This window comes from Streptomyces sp. HP-A2021 (genome assembly GCF_022807935.1).
Classification (GTDB): domain Bacteria; phylum Actinomycetota; class Actinomycetes; order Streptomycetales; family Streptomycetaceae; genus Streptomyces; species Streptomyces afghaniensis.
This window is the reverse complement of the sequence record NZ_CP094344.1, coordinates 6,230,920-6,249,102: the sequence shown is the minus strand read 5'-3', so window position 1 is coordinate 6,249,102 and position 18,183 is coordinate 6,230,920. Positions and strand designations below refer to the sequence as shown.

At 67.4% G+C, this 18,183-nt stretch carries 14 protein-coding genes; 8 read left to right on the top strand and 6 right to left on the bottom strand.

From position 1 onward, the window contains the following. Positions 1–548: 548 nt before the first annotated feature. Positions 549–1,922: an MFS transporter gene (locus MQE23_RS28325; RefSeq protein ID WP_243380609.1), complete on the bottom strand. Its 1,374-nt coding sequence runs from the start codon at positions 1,920–1,922 to the stop codon at positions 549–551. A gap of 507 nt (positions 1,923–2,429) precedes the next feature. Between MQE23_RS28325 and MQE23_RS28320 the strand changes: the two genes are divergently transcribed. Together MQE23_RS28320 and MQE23_RS28315 are read left to right on the top strand one after the other, a co-directional pair. After that, positions 2,430–4,118, top strand: coding sequence for an AfsR/SARP family transcriptional regulator (locus MQE23_RS28320; protein WP_020273302.1), 1,689 nt, complete (start codon positions 2,430–2,432; stop codon positions 4,116–4,118). Then, positions 4,118–4,816, top strand: coding sequence for an HAD family phosphatase (locus MQE23_RS28315; protein WP_020273301.1), 699 nt, complete (start codon positions 4,118–4,120; stop codon positions 4,814–4,816). Before MQE23_RS28320 ends, MQE23_RS28315 begins: the two co-directional genes overlap by 1 nt. An 11-nt stretch (positions 4,817–4,827) precedes the next feature. On the opposite strand, the gene MQE23_RS28310 is transcribed toward MQE23_RS28315, so the two are convergent. The 5 genes from MQE23_RS28310 to MQE23_RS28290 are packed head-to-tail and all read right to left on the bottom strand — an operon-like array spanning position 4,828 to position 10,314. Further along, the gene (locus MQE23_RS28310; RefSeq protein ID WP_243380608.1) at positions 4,828–6,228 is read right to left on the bottom strand and encodes an MATE family efflux transporter; all 1,401 of its coding nucleotides are present in this window, start codon (positions 6,226–6,228) and stop codon (positions 4,828–4,830) included. Next, the gene (locus MQE23_RS28305; protein ID WP_243380606.1) at positions 6,221–6,790 is read right to left on the bottom strand and encodes a DUF1349 domain-containing protein; all 570 of its coding nucleotides are present in this window, start codon (positions 6,788–6,790) and stop codon (positions 6,221–6,223) included. Before MQE23_RS28305 ends, MQE23_RS28310 begins: the two co-directional genes overlap by 8 nt. Before the next feature lie 40 nt (positions 6,791–6,830). Beyond that, a complete protein-coding gene (locus tag MQE23_RS28300) occupies positions 6,831–8,003 on the bottom strand; it encodes a glycosyltransferase (protein ID WP_243380605.1) in 1,173 nt (390 codons plus the stop codon). Continuing rightward, positions 8,000–9,070: an alcohol dehydrogenase catalytic domain-containing protein gene (locus MQE23_RS28295; RefSeq protein ID WP_243380604.1), complete on the bottom strand. Its 1,071-nt coding sequence runs from the start codon at positions 9,068–9,070 to the stop codon at positions 8,000–8,002. Before MQE23_RS28295 ends, MQE23_RS28300 begins: the two co-directional genes overlap by 4 nt. A gap of 5 nt (positions 9,071–9,075) precedes the next feature. Then, positions 9,076–10,314, bottom strand: a complete 1,239-nt coding sequence (locus MQE23_RS28290; RefSeq protein ID WP_243380603.1) for an aminotransferase class III-fold pyridoxal phosphate-dependent enzyme — start codon at positions 10,312–10,314, stop codon at positions 9,076–9,078. 828 nt (positions 10,315–11,142) lie between these two features. Between MQE23_RS28290 and MQE23_RS28285 the strand changes: the two genes are divergently transcribed. The 6 genes from MQE23_RS28285 to MQE23_RS28260 are packed head-to-tail and all read left to right on the top strand — an operon-like array spanning position 11,143 to position 18,134. Continuing rightward, positions 11,143–11,727, top strand: a complete 585-nt coding sequence (locus tag MQE23_RS28285; protein WP_243380602.1) for a TOMM precursor leader peptide-binding protein — start codon at positions 11,143–11,145, stop codon at positions 11,725–11,727. After that, positions 11,724–13,325: a nitroreductase family protein gene (locus MQE23_RS28280; RefSeq protein ID WP_243380601.1), complete on the top strand. Its 1,602-nt coding sequence runs from the start codon at positions 11,724–11,726 to the stop codon at positions 13,323–13,325. Before MQE23_RS28285 ends, MQE23_RS28280 begins: the two co-directional genes overlap by 4 nt. Positions 13,326–13,337: 12 nt before the next feature. Beyond that, entirely contained in the window at positions 13,338–14,036 is a 699-nt protein-coding gene (locus MQE23_RS28275) for a hypothetical protein (RefSeq protein WP_020273289.1), read from the top strand. After that, a complete protein-coding gene (locus MQE23_RS28270; protein ID WP_020277215.1) occupies positions 14,033–15,319 on the top strand; it encodes a YcaO-like family protein in 1,287 nt (428 codons plus the stop codon). Before MQE23_RS28275 ends, MQE23_RS28270 begins: the two co-directional genes overlap by 4 nt. After that, positions 15,316–17,046 (top strand): AMP-binding protein, encoded by a 1,731-nt coding sequence (locus tag MQE23_RS28265; protein WP_243380600.1) that lies wholly within the window; start codon positions 15,316–15,318, stop codon positions 17,044–17,046. Before MQE23_RS28270 ends, MQE23_RS28265 begins: the two co-directional genes overlap by 4 nt. Beyond that, positions 17,043–18,134 carry a serine hydrolase domain-containing protein gene (locus tag MQE23_RS28260; protein WP_020269225.1) on the top strand — a complete coding sequence of 364 codons (1,092 nt, stop codon included), beginning with the start codon at positions 17,043–17,045 and terminating at the stop codon, positions 18,132–18,134. Before MQE23_RS28265 ends, MQE23_RS28260 begins: the two co-directional genes overlap by 4 nt. Positions 18,135–18,183 lie beyond the last annotated feature (49 nt).

Genomic DNA, 18,183 nt, shown 5'->3' with positions numbered 1-18,183 from the left:
CAGGCACCGTTTCGGTCGCTCGGATCGTCCCTTCGAGAACGGCTTTCCGGTAAACGCTCAGCCCGTCATCGCAAATAGCTGGAACGCCTGCCGCGCCAGTCCCATGGCCATTACACATACCCAACCCTTCCAGCCCCGGTCCGCCAGATATCGGGCTTGACCGCGGCCATTTCCCCGTTTACCGTTGCCTAGAATCGCTGACCATGCGGCGGACAGTTCACCCAATGGGGTCGTCCGCCGGTTCGCCGATCGCGCCGCTTCCCCAATCGCCCTTTCGCGCTGCGTGATGTCCGCCGCGTCAACTACTCAGCAGGCTTGGCGTTCGAGCGGCCGCCGGATTGCCGTGCCCGTTGCCCGGCGAGAGCGGCTCGCCTGCCTGACCTAAACGCATCGTGATACGCGCCCCATGAGCACGTCAATGACGGATTTTGTTCTTGAAACGATCATTACCTACCATCGGCAGTACATGACGGTTCGTTGGCTCTTCCGGCGGACCCTCTTGGTTGTCCTGGCGCGGGCACGCCTGCGTGCGGGGCCCCGGAGGGCGGTCAGCGCCGTGTGCCGCCCGGTAGCCACCGCAGGCTGACCACGACCGCGAGGGCCACGGGTACCGCGGCCGCGAGCATCGCCGCACCGTAACCGGCCGTGAGCGTGTGCTCGTCACCGACGCGGGCGGTGACGGTGCTCAGGAGGGCGAGCCCGAGCGCGCTGCCCACCTTCTGCGCGGTGGTGAGAAGACCCGAGGCCGCGCCCGTGTCGTGCGGGTCGAGGCCCACGGTCCCGGACACCGTGAACGTCACGAACACGAAGCCCCCGCCGAACCCGATGAGGGCCTCCGGGCCCAGGACTTCGGCCCAGTACGCCTGCCCGGAGATTCCTCCGAGCCAGACCAGCCCGGCGCCGAAGAGCGTCAGCCCGCCCACCGTGACCGTGCGCACGCCGAACCTCGTCAGCAGAGTCCCCGTCAGGCGCGAGGAGAGGGAGACCATGGCCACGATCGGCAAGATGGCCAGGCCTGCGGCCAACGGCGAGTAATCCAGCACCTGTTGGATGTAAAGGCTGAGGAAGAAGATGACGGGGCCCATGGACATGTTGATGAGCGCCGCGACCATGTTCGCCCCCCGAATCTGCGGTATGCGCAGGATGTGCAGGGGGAACAGGGGGTCGGCGCTGCGCCGTTGACGGATGACGACGAGGAACAGCAGCAGCAGGGACAGCACGAGCACCGCGCAGGTCCGCGCGGTGAACAGGTGCGAAGGCTCGGCGCCCACGAAGGCATAGACGAGGAGCGTCATGCCGATGCTGGCCGTGGCGGCGCTGAACACTCCGATCCGCTTGCGCCCCGCCAGGGCACGATCGGGTGGCAACACCCGGCACGCGAAGTAAGCGGCCACGGCGGCGGCCGGAACGTTGATCAGGAAGGTCGCCTTCCAGCCGATGAACTCGGTGAGGAGTCCGCCGAGGAAGTAGCCGGCCGTGCCGCCGGCCGCCGCGATGGCGCCCAGTGTCCCCAAAGCCTTGTGCCGTTTTGCTCGTTCCTGGGGGGTGCCGTCGGGATAGAGGCTCACCAGCAGGGACAGCGCGGTCGGCGAGATGGCGGCGGCGGCCAGCCCCTGCGCGGCACGGGCGATGACGACAGCCCCGGGAGAAGAGGCGACTCCTCCGAGCAGCGAGGCACATCCGAATGCCAAAAGCCCCCAGGTGAAGACCCTGCGCCCGCCGAACACGTCGCCCAGCCGGCCGCCGAGCAGCAAGAAGCCGCCGAAGGCGAGGATGTAGCTGTTGGCAACCCAGGAGAGACCGGAGAAGGAGAAGTGCAGTCCGTTCTTGATCGCGGGCAGCGCCACCTCGATGATCGCGGAGTCCAGGTTGAGCATGAAGTGACTGGTCACCAGAAGCGCCAAGGCGGCGGTCCTGTTCATTGCCCATGGGGTGGGTGACACGGTGGGAGCGCCGCCGGCTCCTCTTCCTATCAGCGACACGGGAGCCCTTCACAGACCGGGACGGAAAACGAGCAAGCCCTCATTGGAGGGTTCGCGGGCGGGCCGGGCAAGGTGTTGTTCAACTGCGTGTGCAAAACGGGAGAGAGCCGGTGTTCAACTGCTTCGGTACGCAGTTGAACATCCCCAACGCTTTGCGCCGCAAAGGCGTTCGGTAGACGGTTGATGACGAGTGCCGGAGGTCCGTGCCACGATCCGGCCGTGAAGTTCTACGTTCTGGGCTCATTGAGGTTTTCCGAAGGGGACGCTGTACCGATAACACCGGCGGGAACACGAGACAGGGCCTTCTTGGGAGAACTGCTCGTACACGCCGGCCAGGTGGTGTCCATCGACCACATCGCGGAGGCGACGTGGCCGGGTCGCCCGCCGGTCAACTGGGCCAACGCGGTACACGTCAGGGTGTCGCGCCTCAGATCGCTGTTTCGGTCCATGACCGGACCGACCGGTGACGACGGGGTGATCTCCACCCAGCCGGGCGCCTACCGCCTCGCTCCGGAACAAGTCGACGCCGGCCAGTTCGAGCAGCTGCTGGCCGCCGGGTCCCGGGATTACGAAAAGGGGTTCCTCGACGCGGCCGCCTCCCAGCTCGACCAGGCGCTGAACCTGTGGGAGGGCGAGGCGTTCACTGATGTCGCCGCAGGGGAGTGCGTCGCCGCGGAGGCCCGCAGGCTCACGGAGCTACGCCTGGTCGCCCAGGAACGGCAGGCGGAGGTGATGCTGGCCCTCGGAGCGCACACGGATGTGGTGACCGCGCTCAAGCCGCTCGTCGAGCACCACCCGCTCCGGGAGACCTTGCACGGCCACCTCATGGCCGCTCTCCACTCGTCCGGCCGGACGGCTGAGGCCCTTGCGGTGTACGCCGGGCTGAGATCCACCCTCGCCGAGGAACTCGGCACGGAGCCAAGTCCTCAGCTGCGCACCCTCCACCGGGCCCTGCTGGAGCGCAGGCCGCTGGACACCGGTCGGACGACGGTGTGGCCACGGGTCCAGGCGGTCCCGTCCGCCGAGTGGGCCGGGCCGTCCCAACTCCCCCATGACACACCCGACCTCGTGCCGAGCGGGTCCATGAATCCACTGCTCCGGGCCCTGACGGATGACGCCCGCACCACCACGGCGCTCACGGCGATCACCGGTCACGGCGGTACGGGCAAGACGACGGCCGCAGTCCACCTCGCGCACCGCCTTCGTCCGTCCTTCCCCGACGGGCAGCTCTTCGTGGACCTGAGGGGAAGCCGCCCGGACCCCACCGATTCCGCTGATGCACTCGCCCAGATGCTGCTCGCCCTCGGCCACCCACCATCGGCGCTGCCGGACGGAGTCGAAGCGCGGGCCGCCTGTTTCCGGGACCGTCTCAAGGGCCGCCGCGTCCTGACGGTTCTCGACGACGCCACCGACGAAGCGCACGTGCGCCACCTCCTGCCGGGCAACCCGGAGAGCGCCGTCATCGTCACGAGCCGGTCCTGGCTGACGAGCCTCCCCTTCACCCTCCGGGTGGAGCACGACCGCATGAGCCCGCATCAGGCCGTCCTGCTCTTCCACCGAACCGCCGGCGCGGACCGGACCGGACCGGAGCCGGCCGCGTCCCAGGAGGTGGCACGACTGTGTGACTACCTCCCGTCGGCGCTGCGCATCGCCGGAGCCAGACTCGCCGCCCGGCCGCACTGGACCGTGGCCGATCTCGTCCGCCGACTGAGCGGCCACAAGATCCTGGACGAACTGACTCACGGATCGCAGAGCGTGCGTTGCTGCTTCGAACCGGCCTACAACTGGCTCGCCGAGGAGGACCGCCGACTGTTCCGCGCACTCGGCGCCTACGAACCCGGCCTCTTCACCGGCGCGTCCGTGGCGGCCATGCTGAGCCGTTCCCGGACGGACGCCACGGAGGCCCTGGAACGGCTCGCGGAGGCCCGGCTGCTGAGTGTCGTGCACGGGCGCCCTGGGCAGGGCCGGCCCCTGTTCCAGCTTCGCGGTCTCGCCGCCGCCTACGCGAGGGAGCGGGCGGTGACCGAGACGGCGGGGACCGAGTCCGGGGCGGCTGGTGCGGGGCGGCCGACCGAGGGCCGGCCGGACGACCCGTACGCCTCTCGACACCTGCACGTCATAGGAGGGAACCGTTGATGACATTCCTGGACACCGCGGGCCGTCCCGCCTCCGCCGTGCTGTTCGACTGCGACGGTCTGCTGGCCGACACCGAGCCGCTGTGGGGCATGGCCATGGGGGCTGTGCTGCGCGCGCACGGCCGCCAGACCGACGACGTGGACCAGCTCACCCTGGAGTTGACCGGTGCGTCCATCAACCGCACCGTGGAGCGCCTCACCGAGGTATCGGGACTGCCGGACTCGTCCCGCGATGCGATCGAGCACTCGCTACTGCTGGCCTACGCCGAGATCGTGGCGGAGCGGGGCGTGCCCGCGATGCCCGGAGCCGTCGCGCTGGTGCGCCGGGCGGCCGCCGCCTTGCCGGTCGCCGTGGTCAGCAACAGCCCCCGGGACGTTGTCCTTCCCGTCCTCGAGCACCTGGCGCTGACGGACTCGGTTTCCGTGGTGGTCGGAGCCCACCGGACGTGCCCGCCCAAGCCCCGCCCCGATCCCTATCTGGTGGCCTGTCGGCTCCTGGACGTGGCGGCTGACCGCTGTGTCGCCTTCGAGGACTCGGTCACGGGTGCCCGGGCCGCCGTTGCGGCGGGGCTCGCCGTCACCGTCGTACCGCCGCCCGATTCGGCCACGGCGTCCTACCCGGCCGCCTGTCGGATCGTCGGCTCACTGGCGGAGGTGGTCGCTCCCTGTCCGGGCGTTGTGCCGCATGGTGGCCTGTGAACCCGGCGATGTCAGTCGATCAGGACACGCATCCACCGGCGACGCAGCACCCGGCTTCCGCTGATGAGGAACCGAGCGATTTCCTCGGCGTTGATCGCAAGGAACACCAGCGGGAACGGAACGTCCCAGACGAGCGTCATCAGGGCCGTGAGCGGCACCGCCACCGCCCACTGCGTGAAGAGGTCCACCCTGAGCACGAACATGGTGTCGCCGCCGGCTCGCAGCAGACCGTTCTGCATGGTGATGTTCATCGCCCGGAAGAAGAAGACGGCACCCAACACCAGCACGGTGTCGCGGGCGACGCTCAGTGTCGCTGCCCCCACTCCGTCGTAGAGCACCGGAAGCCAGAAGTACGCCGTTGTCAGCACGAGACAGGTGCCCAGTGCGATACCTGCCGTCCAGATCAGCAACGCCTTGCTCAGGCTCCAGGTCCGCTCCTGTCTCCGTTCGCCCAGACTGCCGCCGACCATGACACTGGCGGCTGTCGAGACGCCTATGAAAACGGCGATGGCGAACGACTCGAGAGGGCTGACCATGGACAGCACAGCGAGTTCCACTGTGCCCGTCCTGCCCACCAGGATGCTGTACGCCAGGATGCCCAGCGCCCACGAGGCGGAACTGACGGAGACCGGCACACCGACGCGTCGGACCTTCGCTGAAACCCCGTCTCTGAAGCCGTCCACGCAGTCCCGCACTCGAAAGGCCATATCGTTCCGGGACAGGTACACATAACCCACCAGCAGCAGCGCCTCGACGCAGGTACTGCCCAGTGTGGCCCAGCCGGCGCCTCTGACGCCGTACGAGGGCAGCCCCCAGTGGCCGAAGACGAGCCCGTACGCCAGGGTCAGATGCAGGATGATCCCCACCAGGGCGCAGGACGCCGAGACCCGGGCCCTGGCCATGCACCGCAGGGCGGCCGCCAGGGAGGAGATGACCGCGAAAGGCAGGATCATCCCTATGACGGCCCTGACGTACTGCGCGCCCAAGTCGATGACCCGGGGGTCCTCCGTGGCCACGGCAACCAGAGGTCTGGCCCACAGCAGGCAGACGACCAAGGCGACGAGAGCGATACCGACTGTGACCGCTGTGGTCACCGCGGTCGCGCGCCGGGCCCTGGCCGCGTCACCACTGCCCCGGAACTGCGCGATGATCACGGCGCCGCCGTCGGCCATGCCCATGGTGGCCAGCATGACGACGAAGACGACACGGCTTCCGTAGCCGATGGCGGCGATCTCGTCGGTGCCGAGCCGGGCCACGAGCACTGCGTCGACCATGGTGCGTGAGGTCGACATCAAGGCCTGCAGAGTCACCGGCACCGCTGTCGTCACCAGCGCCGAGACGAACGCCCGGTCGCGAGCCAGCCGAAGACCGGTCGGCTCGCTGGGCACGGCGGCACTTACCGTCTCAGTCATGAAGGTCCCGGGCGATGGGCTCCGTGGTGCTGAACCCGGTGAACCGCCCGGTGAAACCCGCTCGTTGCGGAGAGCAGGCCATGACGCCGACTTGGCACGTCGCGGGCAGCGGCAGGTACCCCAGTCGCAGCAGCTGCCAGTCACCGGCCGTGGTCAGGTACTGGACGCGGACCGCGGTGCCGTGCCGGGTCATCCGGATGGTGACGGAGTCGGCGGCCTCGGGGGCCGTGATCACCGACCAGTCGGAGAAGTCCCGGGTGATGACACAGCTGAGGTGGGTCAGGCCGTCGGTGAACTCGACGCCGGTCTTGACCCAGTTGTTCTCGTCCGCCCTGAGCATCAGCCCCGTCTGGTCGTAGAGCGCCTCGTACTCTCCGGAGAGAGTCACCTGTGCGGTGAAGTCTCCCGTCACCTCACGCCCTAGGAAGTGCCCGTCGTCGCGGACGAAGCCGTAGAACGTCTCCCTCCAGAAGTCCGTTCTGTCGCCGGTGGTGATGACCAGAGCGTCTTCGTCCACGGACCAGCGCGGGGGTTCGTTCAGCCACTGCATGTTGTCGAACATGTGCTCTCCAGTGCGGCGTCGAGGAGGATGCTTCCATGGCTCAGACTGCCGGATCCGGCTCGGGCCCAGCCGCGCCGGTCACTGTCCTTGCCACTCGATCGGCCTCTGCGAGGACGAGCTTCAAGTACCTGTCGGAGAGCCGGGTCACGGCGGGCAGCACTCGGCATACGTCGATGCTCTGGTCGGCGAAGGGCAGGGCCAGCCCCGCGACAGGGAGCACTTCGGGATCGGGACGGGCATCGAACCGGACGCCGCACACTGCTCCGTCCAGGGGCTGTCCCGAGTCGAGGACCGCCCCGATCACCAGGACGCTCTCCCCGTTCACTTCGCCCCTGATCACAGCGAGGCCCCGGCCGTCGCCGGCGACGGCGGACAGCTCGCGCCGGAAGTCGAGCGCCAGGCCGTTCGCCTCGAAGTCGCCGAAAGCAGCGGCGAGTTCCACATCCGGCCCGGGCCACTTCCGGACGAACCTCCGGTAGTTGAGGCGTTCCGTCGCCCGGTTACCCGCGACACTGCGCTTGTGCGGCAGATGGATGCCGTAGACGTCCCGGCCCATGACGATCGGTGTGCCGGTGGCGCAGATGCGGTGCGCCCACTCGAGATCCTCCACGCCGTACCCACGGAAGTCCTCGTCGAAATAGAGGTCGTTCTCCACCACCAGCGCAGTCGGCAGGGCAATGAGCGCGGTCCAGGCGAACGCCCAGGGAACGACGTGGTCGACCTGCAGCCGCATGTCCATCCGGACCTCGTCCGCCGCGTCGAGTTCGGCCAGCTTCTCCCGGTAGTGGCCGAACGGCCTGACGTCGACATCGTCGACGTCGCTGTTGTTGTTGTCGTAACCGATCATCTGGCCGATCACGCAGACGTTCTGACCGTAGGCGAAGTGCTTGCGGTAGAGGTTCTCCAGAAACCGCGGGGGGAGGGCCATGTCCGCGTCCAGCTGGACCATCACTTGTCCGGAAGCCTGCCGCATGGCCATGTTCCTGGCCCGGGTGATCTGCCACTCGTCGCCGGACAGCACGGAGACGACGGTGAGGCGGTCCGTGAACTCCTGGCACAGCGCCACGTACTCCGGTGAGTACTCCATGACCCCTACGAGCACCTCGAACTCGCCCTTTTCCAGCGACTGTTCGGCCAGCGACTCGAAGCACAGCCGAATGTTGTCCAGCCGTTGTTTGTAGGGGATGACGATGCTGAACTTGGGCCCGCTCACGCAGCGCTCCCCGCGGATTCGATGTCGAACAGGACCTTGCAGCTCGACGATCGGGTCGGCGTCATCGACTTGCTGCTCATGTCGCACCCGAGCGTGGCGAAGCCGTCCTGGAAGTCCGCCAGCGGTATCACATGGCTGACCAGGCGCTCCGCAGGAATCCGACCGCTGGTGATGAGGTGGAATGCCTCCAGGAAGGAGCCGTGGAGGGAGTCGATGGAGCCGATCACCGACAGGCTGCGGTCCGCGAGGTGCATGCCGTCGATCGTGAACCGCCTCTCCTTCAGACCGATCGACATGAAGGTGCCACCGCATGCCATCAGTGGATAGAGCTCTTCGAGCAGCCCCGAGGTGGTGTCGACCACGACGTCGAGGGGCGCGTCCGTACTGCCGAAATGGCTGCTGCGGGCGTCGTCGAGGGAAGCGTAGGCGCGGGCCCCGTCCGGCAACCGGTCCTGCGCGAACGACAGTCGTTCGGGCGACGTCTCGATCACGGCGGGGGCGAGCCCCTTCAGGCTCAGGGCCCAGGCGTACAGCAACCCGAGCGGGCCGGCCCCGAAGACGTACGTGTACGCGGCCATGGACGGCGGCTGGATCTTGCGGACCCCGCTCAGCACGCAGCTCAGGGGTTCGGTCAGGGCCGCTGCCTGCAGCGACACATGGTCGGGGAGCACGTGAACGAACCGGGACGTGGTGAGGAACCGGTCGGCGAACGCACCGTCGTAGCTGACGCCGCTCTCGGTGCCCATCTTGTTGACACAGTGGTTGATCCGCTGAGTCCGGCACATCCGGCACTGGCCGCAGTACGGAGTGGGATTGATGACCACCCGGTCACCGACCTTGACGTTCGTGACAGCCGGCCCGCACTCGGCCACGACACCCGTCGCTTCGTGTCCCAGCGTCACGCCAGGGACGGCAATGGGGTACGAACCCGACACGATGCCGAGATCCGTTCCGCATATCCCGCAGAACCTGATGTCGACCACCACGTCGTCGGGACCGGTGGCACGGAGGTCGGGCACCTCCTCGAGAGCCACGTTCCAGGCGCCGTGGTACTTCAGAGCCCGCATGCCGATTACTCACTTTCCAGTTGCTGTAGGGACGTTCGCAGAGAGGTCAGGATGTCGTGCACATCGGACTCGGTGGTCGTCAACGGAGGCCGGACCTTCACCGTGTTGCCGAATCCGTACCGGCTTCCGCGGACGATCACGCCGTTCTCCCGCGAAATCGCGATGAACCGGGCCACGTCGGCGGCCGAGGGGAGGTCGAAAGCGAGCATCAGCCCGATGCCCTTGACGTTGCTGACGCGTGGGAAGAACGCCGAGAGCTCGGTCAGGCCGTCTCTGAGAATCTTGGAGACGATGGCGACGTTCTCCAGGATCTCGTGGTCCCTGATGTACTTCACCGTCGCCTCGAGCGCGACCAGGGCCAGCGGGTTCGCCCCGGAGGTAGTCGAATGCTCCCAGGATTCGAGGACGTCCAGTTCCTTGCGCATGAGAACGCCGGCGACCGGGATACCGATGCCTCCGGCTCCCTTGGCGAAGGTGATGATGTCCGGCTTCAGCTCCTTGGCGTACCCATTCGAGGCGAAAAAGGTCCCGGTCCTGCCGAAACCGGTCTGCACCTCGTCGGCGATGATGAGAATTCCATGCCGGTCACAGATGTCCCGCAGCACGGAGTAGTACTCCACAGGCGGTGTGATGTTGCCGCCGTTGCCGAGTACGGGCTCGATGATGAGCGCGGCGACCTGCCCGCTCGATGCGAACTCGACAAAGTCTTCGAGGCGTTGCGCGCACAGCATTCCGCAGCTCTCCGGGACCTGGCGGTAGAAGCACCGAGCGCAGTCCGGGGCCGGTATCTTCAGGGAACCCGCTATCGGCAGATGGAAGCTGCGCTGCCGAAACGCGTTGCCGGACATGCCGGTCGCCGCGATGCTCTGCCCGTGATGCGAGAGGAACAGGGAGACGACGTCGGTTCGTCCGGTGGCCTTCTGGGCCATGCGCACAGCGCATTCGTTGGCCGTCGAGCCGATGATGTCCCGGAACCAGTAGCTGTCGATGTGGTCGGGCAGGAAAGCACGCAGCAACTCGAAGATCTCGCGCGACTTGGCCTTGGTCAGATCGGAGGACAAGTGCGCGCACCTGTCCAGCTGGGCGTGCACCGCATCGGTGACTTCGGGCAGTGTGTAGCCAAGGGAGACGTTGAACGTCCCCGAGGCACAGTCGATGTGTTTCTTCCCCTGAATGTAGAGGTGGGCGCCCCGCCCAATGACGGACTCAAACGGGGCAGTTGTCGCCCCCGTAGCTGACTTCACAAGACTCCTTCCCCCTGGGCCGAGCCCGTGCGCATGGGGACGCATAGGTCGCCGATGCCGATCGGCAGCGAGGCTAAAAGGCGGATTGCGAACCCGTCAACGATCATGCATGAACTTGCAGCAAGTCCGTCATTGACCCGAAAACCGCGGGAACAGCTCCCAGGAATGTTGCAGGAAGTTACCCGGGGGCCGTCGACGCCCCTGACAACCCGACATGCGATCTGTACCTTTTCAAGGCTTTTTGATACCTCCTGACGATGGCGATATTGGGGCAATTCAGCCTGCTGGTGGAGGAGTGCACGGCCCGACACCGCAGGGTTGACACTCGTCGACGCCGGGCCCCTAGGATCACCTTTCACGGGCTGGGAAAAACTTCAGCAAGGCCTTTCAGCCCTCATTCATGAAGGGTTCTCCAGGGGAAGGGGGTGTGCAAAATGACAAGCACTTTCGTGGCCGATAACGAGCAGACGCGTCGCCTCGAGATCAGCTCGGTAATCACCGAGATGGTCGAGCCCGCGGCGATGAGCTGCGGCATGGAATGCGTCGAGAGCGAGGGGACTTACCCCTGGCCGTAAGCCGTCACGTTCGACGCGTGCCGGACGGCCGGCTTCATGGGCCCGCGATTCTGACGTGCTTGCGAAAGGCGGCCGACCCCACCATGGCCGGGAAGAGCCTCCGGGACTGGTGGACTTCCGGTGCCGGACCCGTTTCACCTGCGGTGCGACTCGGGTCCGGCACTGGGTGCGGGGTGGCCGTGAGGGTTCAGGTGCGTCCGCACTGTCTCGGCGGCTGAGGATCGGCCGGGGGTAACGGAGTTAGGTGAGTTCGGTGACATCAGCAACGAAGAGCGATCCGCCGCTGGTGATTCCAGTCGGTGACTTCGGCAGGGCCATGTCACGCCAACTGATCGCCGAGATGCCATCGGCGACGGTCGTGGATCACCCGACCGCTTGCTCTGCGGATACCTCATCACCGCTCGTTCTCGCCACATGGCGCGAAGTGCCGGCCCTCGCGAGGAGCCTTGACCGACTTCCGCGGATCCCGTGGTGGATACCCGTTGTCTATGACCACCCGATGATTCGAGTAGGGCCTGTGCTGGGCCGGAACCTGCCCGGCTGCTATGACTGCCTGGCCGGTCGCATGCTGTCCGCGGCCGAGAATCCCGCACTGAAGCGGGACATGTGGGACATGTACGACCATGATGCCGCACTCGGAATCCATGGCTACCTTGAGCACCATGCTGTCATCGCAGCCTCCCTGACATCGGCGCTGTGCCGGTCCGCCCCGGAAGCGCTGCGAGAAGTCCAGGTGTACGACGTTCTCCACGGCACCCTTGACCGGCACACCTTCGTTCCGTTGCCCAATTGCGAACGCTGGCCGAAGACTTCGACAATGGCAGGAGCGGTCCGATGACGACTGCTGATGGCTTCGCCGAAGTGGCAACGTATCGCATCCGCGACGGGCTGATGCGATATCGCAGCGGGAACGCCTATGTCATTGAAGGCGGGCCGGTCGGGATAGCCCTCCAAGGCACCGGCGCAGTCGAGGTCCTTCCTGAGTTCTGTGACCTCCTCGAAAGCGGCCGCACGGTGAGGGAGCTCTCCGGCCTCCTGAAAATCCCCGTCGGGGATGTCGTCGGCACTCTTTCCGTGCTGCGGAAGGCGGGACTTCTTCAGCAACTGCCCGCCGACCCATTGCCGGATGATCTACCCGACAGCATGCGGACTTTCGTCTCGAGGTCGGTCGGATTCACCGGGCGTTTCGGTTCCGCTGCCGAAGCTGTCCGTGACATGGGCCACTGGCGGGTCCTGGTGGGCGGTGCGAAAAAACTTGCGGACAACATCCGTGAGACTCTCGAGAGCTCATGGGTCTCCACGGAGGCGTACTCCGCCGAGAGGCTCGCGAAGCTGTTCGGCGCGACGGATGCTCCACATCGCAAAGTGCTGGTGATCGAGGCGTTCGAGGCCGGGGGCTTCACCCCGTCCGAGTCGCTCGTCCTGTCCCACCGGTACGGGGCCTTCTGGCTGGGCGGCGGCTCGTCGGGAAACCGCGGGTTCGTCGGGCCGATCTCGCACCGGGACTTCTCATGCTCTGCCTGTCTCCAGTCGGCGCGGACCGATCGAGCTGCGGCGGAGCCGTCGGCCGAGACAGCGATCCCGCTCGGCCTGGTGGCCGGCCTCGCGGCCGGCGAGGCGGTCCATCTCATGACCGGCGTGGGCAGGAACCGTTCGGTCAACCAGACCGTCGACCTGGTCTGGGATCCAGCGGCCGGCGGGCTGTCGTCGGGCACCACACGTATGTACCGCCGCTGGACCTGCGCTACGTGCGGCGCCCCTGAATCAGGCGCGGACCAGCAGCGGCCCTGGGCCTACGAACAGGACATCGCGCTTCCTCCGCGCGGCATCCCCAGGCCGGCCGTATCCCGCCTGACGGCTCTGGGAGGGCCCAAGAAGGTGAAGCGGAGCCTTCCCACCTGTGCGTCGGTCAGTCGGGCGGACCTGGCCGGTGCCGACGGGCTCCGGACCATGGGCACACTGCTGGACCGGGTCGTCGGACTTCGGCCGGCGGCCGGGGACGGCACCGCACGTCGGCGTGCACCGTCGGCCGGGAACCTCGAGTCGGCTCAGGCCTGTGTCCTGTCGCGGGAGGAGATTCCCGGCATCCACAGCCACGCCGCCTGGTTCCAGCCCGACGACGACCGGTTCGTGGCCGCCGGCCGTGTTTCGCGCGCGGAGCTCCGGGCCGTCTTCCAGTCCCTGGGCGTACCGCCGGATATCGATCACGTGATCGCATGGGTGGCGAACCTCCATTCGCTGACCCGCAAGTACGGAGATCTGGCCCTACGACTGGCCCATCTCGATGCGGGAGTCGTGTTCACACATGCGCTTCTGCTCGGCCGTGCGCTGGGAATTCAACCCCGGCTGCTGCGGCATTGGAATGCCGACTCGATCTCGACCGCACTCGATCTCGAACCCGAGATGGAACTGGTCACCGGAATCATGGTTGTCTGAGGTGATGTCATCATGCACGGGGACAATGTGGTGCTCGAGCGTTTCGGGCACGCGGCCGGTGAGATCCTGCGGAGCGCGGCATCACGGCAGCTCGCGCCGGGAGCCGGGTTCCTGACTCCACAAGGAGCGGGAAAACTGGCCGAGTTGTCGTTCGAGGAACTCGACGACCTGGTCTCCGGGCGGCGCTCGACGCGCCGGTTCGGGCCCACTCCGATTGCCGTCACGGATGTCGTGGAGACGTGCCGAAGCGCACAAGGTTGGTACTCATCGTTTCTCGAGGACTCCAGCAGGGATCCGGTGGGACGGTGGCTGATCATTGCCCAGGCTGTCGAAGGTGTGAGCCCAGGCATCTACAGCTGTGAGCCGGACGGTCTGACATGGCTGGCCCCGTTGTCCGGGGCGGCGGATCTGCAGTGGGCCGTGCAACCCGAGCTCGTCTCGGCGCCGTGCATCCTCTTCCCGCTGTGGAACGTCTCCGACCCGCCGAGCGGAGACGCCGTGGACGGCTACCTCAACCTGCTGGTGGCAACCGGCGCCGGGCTGTACGCCGGATGGCTCACCGCGCTCTCGAGGAACCTGGTCGCCTGTCTGTTCCGGGGCGTCGAGCCCTCCTTCCTGAGTGCCCGGCTCGGTGGCGGTCCATCCCGTTCCTGGTCCTTCCTCGCACTGGCGATGGGCACGCCGCGCGACGTGGATGGAGGCCATCGGTGAGCGCCATCAGCGAAGTCCACCGGCTGGTCGGTCCCTTCTCCGGGATCACCTGGCCTCCGCAGCCCTCCTCAGGCTCCTACCGCCCACGATCGCTGCACAACTATCTCGCCGGTACAGCTCCGGTCACCTACAGCCGCCCCTACCCGAGGGTCACCGGACGGGCATCGGGAAGCGGCGTCTCGTACGACCGGGAGACGGCCTGGCGCATCGCCGTCATCGAGTCACTCGAACGCATCGCGACCGCGTCCGTCTCCACCGAGTTCGTTCAGGGTGATGCCCTCTCGGTGCCGGGCGCCATCGATCTGGAGGACATCCCCCGGTGCTCCGAGACCGAACTCGCCCACCCCTCCTGCACCTTGGAGCGTCCCGACAACAAGGCATCGATCAGATGGGCGACCGGTATCGATCTCGCGGACTGCTCCCCTGCCCGCGTGCCGGCGGTCATGGTGTACCTCGACCTGCCGGCGGGCGAAGGGGAGCGGTTCTGGCGGCAGATCAGTACGGGTGTGGCGGCCGGTCCGACCTGGGAGGCCGCCGTCACCTCGGCCATCTGCGAAGCGATCGAACGCGACATCGTGGCCGTGACGTGGTTGCAGAAACTCCCGCTCCCCCGACTCGCACCGGCGGAGCTGTGGGACTCCACTCGCGACCTGCTCCTTTGGTGTCAGCGGAAGTACATCGAGGTCCACTTCTTCGACGCCACAACGGAAATCGGAGTGCCAACGGTGTATTGCGTGCAGGAAGCCCCGTACGACACGGTCTCGCGCCTGGTGGTCTCCGCCGCGACCGATCCCGACCCGGCACAGGCTGCGGAGCACGCGCTGGTCGAAGGGCTGGCGTTGCGTCCCACACTCCATCAGGCGGCGGCTGACGAACGGCGGGTCGTCTCGGTGCTCAAGGGCGCTCTGGCCATCGGGTCCCCGCGGATGAGCAGGGCGATGGACTTTCTGCTGCGGACACCGGACCACAGCAGGACCAGACGCATGCCACCACTTGCCGCGCCCCCTTCGGGAAGCGAGGACGACAAGACGCGCATGCACAGGCTCGTCGACGCCTGCACGCGCGCCGGGCACAAGGTCTACGCGTTCGATCTCGCCACTCCCGACCTGCGTACCATCGGTCTGCACGTGGCCCGGGTGGTCATCCCCTCGCTCCAGCCACTGAGTTTCTCCCCCCATGCGCGATACCTCGGTCATCCGCGGGTCTACGAGCTTCCCGGTCTGCTCGGTCACCGGTCCCTGACGGAGGGCGGGCTCAATTCCGACCCGCAGCCGTTCGCATGAGCGCGCCCATCACCTCCACTGCCGACCTGCTCCTGTCCCAGGCACAACGGTCACCGAGGCGAACTGCCCTGGTGCTGCGTGACGGGTTGCGGGCGACGTACGCGGAACTCGCCGATCGGGCACGCTCGGTGGCCGCCTTCCTGAGCGGCCCGGACATCGACCGCGGCGCCGCGGTGGGTCTCCTGTTCCCTGAAGGACAGTGGGCCGAGTACGCGGCCGGCTATTTCGGCACGCTGCTCGCCGGCTGTGCCGCGATCGTGCTGCCGACCGACACCGGCCAGGAGGCGCTGCGACGCATCTGCGAGGAGACGGCCATCACCGTTGTGCTCTCCTCGGAGAAATCCGGGGAACTGACCGGTGCCGTACCGATGGTCCGACTCGACGAGCTGCCTGACGACCGGCCGTCCAGCCGCTTCGAGGGCTTCGACCTCAGCATGCTCGGTGATGTGATCTTCACGTCGGGCTCCTCCGGCATTCCCAAGGGTGTCGCGGCGAGCCGTGGAGCCATGCTGGACCTGGCCCGGCGCTATGCCGCGCGTCCCGGAGGGGCGCGGGTGCTCGGCCACGGCCTCTCCCACGCCACTGCGGTGGGGACCCGGCAGATACTGGTCAGCGCAGTGGCACGCGGAGCGACGATCGTCACCTGCACGCCCTTCGAACCCCATCGCTTCCTTGAGATGGCGGCCGAAGAGGGCATCGAGACGGCGGTGCTCCCCGCTGCCGTCGGAACATCGCTGCTGCGCTCCCTGGACAGCGGCGCCGCTCCCCGACCGCCACGGCTGCGGCGGCTCCGATTCATCTCGGACGCGCTGAGCCCCGAAGTCCATCGCGGGCTCGCCGACCGCCTGCAGAACTGCCGGATCATCAACTCCTACGGGCTCACCGAAGGCGGTGACGCTCACCTGGTGGTGACTCAGGACGACTGTCACCTCGGGCCCGGCGGCTATCCCGCACCGGGCACCGAAGCGCGGATCCTCTCGGAGGAGGGTCAGTGGCTGAGTTCCGGCGCCGAGGGATACATCTGCCTGCGGGACGCACAGGCACCGTTGAGCTATCTGACCCACACCGATCAGGCCACGGCAACCTGGCGGGACGGCTGGACCGTCACCGCGGACCGGGGGGTGATGGCCGCGGACGGCCGGATCCACTTCACGGGCAGGAACGAGTCGCTGGCGCGTGTGGGCGGCAGGACCGTCTCGCTGCCACAGGTGCAGAGCCTGCTGGAGCGGCACCCGGCGGTGACGAGTGCCGCTGTGCTCGCCGTCGAACACCCCACGCTGGGGCAGGTGCTCGCGGCGGTCGTGGAGAGCTCGGAGAGCGCCGAGGCGCTGAAGATGCGGCGGTTCCTGCGTGAGTGGCTGCCCGAGCACGCCGTCCCCGCGGTCACCGTGCCGACCGTGGCCATCCCTCGCCTGCGTACCGGCAAGCCGAACCCCGAGGCGATCAGGGCACTGGTCCGGGCACACCTCGACGCGGAGCCCCGGGACTGCCTGCCCGGTACCCAGTCCATGCTGGCCACGGTGTGGGAGCGCGTCTTGCGACCAGGCCGCCGTGTCGGACCTGACGACGACTTCTTCGAACTCGGAGGGGATTCGATGGCGGCCGTCGAGGTGATGGTCTGTCTTGAATCCGAATACGGCGTCGAGATACCGGTTGACGTGATGTTCGCGGCCTCGAACCTCGCCGAGCTGGCCGCGGAGCTGGATCGACTGGTGAGGACGCCGTGACCCGGGAGCGGTGGCCGAGTGCCTTCGAGCAGGTGCGGCGCGTCCTGGCAGAGCGCCTGGCCGCTCAGCCACTCCTCGGAGCGCAGCTGTTCGTCTCGCGTCACGGAATCCCCCTGCTCGACGCGGCGATCGGAGAAGCGCAGCCCGGACATCCCATGAGCCGTGACTCCGTCCTGTACTGGAGCTGTGCGGGCAAGCCGCTGCTCGCGCTGGCCGTCGCTCTCCTGGTCGACGAGGGCGCGTTGGACTTCGATGATCCGGTCAGCCGGCACCTGCCCGAGTTCGGCGCCGGCGGCAAAGCCGGGATCACGATCGGGGACGTCTTGACGCACTCGGGAGGGTTCCGCTACCTGTCCGGACCCGGGCCCTACTACGAGCGGTACGACACGTTCATCGAACGTGTCAACGCCGCGCCGCTCGAACCGGGCTGGGTGCCGGGCCGGGACCAGGGGTACCACCAGGAGACCGGCTGGTACGTCCTGGCGGCGCTCATCGAGGCCAAGCGCGCACACGGCTACCCCGAAGACGTGGTGCAGCGGATCTGCCGGCCGATGGGTCTGGAGTCGACCTGGGTGACGATGTCCGCCGAGGTGCACGACTCCGTCCGGCCCCGGCTCGCGGTGCCGTCCTACATCAACCGCCGGGGCGTACGCCGAGTGCCTTACCTGATCAGTGCACCGGGCTGCCGAACCAGGATCCCGTCCTACGGCTGCTACGGCACGATGGCCGATCTCGGCCGGTTGTACGAGCAGGTGCTCCTGGGCCTCGACGGGCGGGGATCCTCCCCGGTGTCGCGTGGAACTCTCGCTCTCATGACGGGCCGTGGCCGCGGCCCCACCTTCGATCGCACCTGGAAGCACGAGTGCGAGTACGCGCGTGGTTTCTCCCGTGACGTCAGCAAGCACTGGGGCTTCGGTTCGGGCTGGTCGGCGAGTTCGTTCGGCATGGTCGGCCTGGTCGGGCACGTCTGCGGCGGTGGGGATCCGGCCACCGGCATCGTCATCGCGGCCTCGTTCGGTGCCCTGGCACACGGCCAGAAGGATCTGGAGGCGCTGATGAGCTCCGTGTACGCCGGTGCCCTCTCATGAGGGCGGCAGCGGGGGCCCTGCCCGACCCGGCGGCCGGCAAGGCGAGGGA